This window comes from Flavobacterium sp. PLA-1-15 (genome assembly GCF_049060005.1).
Classification (GTDB): domain Bacteria; phylum Bacteroidota; class Bacteroidia; order Flavobacteriales; family Flavobacteriaceae; genus Flavobacterium.
The window spans coordinates 1-500 of record NZ_JBMGQS010000064.1 but is presented as its reverse complement, the minus strand read 5'-3'; the positions used below and the strand labels follow the sequence as shown (position 1 = coordinate 500).

Annotated in this window: 1 protein-coding gene; it reads left to right on the top strand. The window is 52.8% G+C overall.

Features of this window, described 5'->3' with window-relative positions; genetic code table 11:
- Window positions 1–35: 35 nt before the first annotated feature.
- Window positions 36–500, top strand: a 465-nt coding sequence (locus tag ACI6PS_RS16220) for an immunoglobulin domain-containing protein (protein ID WP_421013610.1), incomplete at its 3' end; no start/stop codon positions are given.

The window sequence follows — 500 nt, the reverse complement described above, 5'->3', positions numbered from 1 at the left end:
CACTGGACGGATCAGGAAACTTCACCCTTGACACAGTGAACCTTCCGGATCCCAACCTAAGCTACACCTTCACCTTGGTGTCTGCAGAGCAGACCCTTTCAGGTGTTGCCTGTTCTGCACCGCTTACGGGCTCACTGACCATAGAGGTCGATGCCGACCCTGTATTTGTAAGCATCACTCCTCCAACAGGAACAGTGCTGTGCATCGGGGACACGGTAAGCCTTGAGGTAACCGCCACGGGCGACAACCTTTCCTACCAGTGGTACCACAATACATTGCCAACAGGAACCGATTCGAACATCCTGACCATACCATCGGCCTCTGTTGCAGATGCGGGAGACTATTATGTTGTCATCTCAGGCTGTGGCACACCGGCCACTTCCACGATAGTGGAACTTCTGCTGAACCAGCCAACGGTTATTGTAAATGAATCTGCAGGAGGAACGTACTGCGAGGGGGATACGATCAACCTTTTCGTAAATGCCACAGGTGTAGGCCTG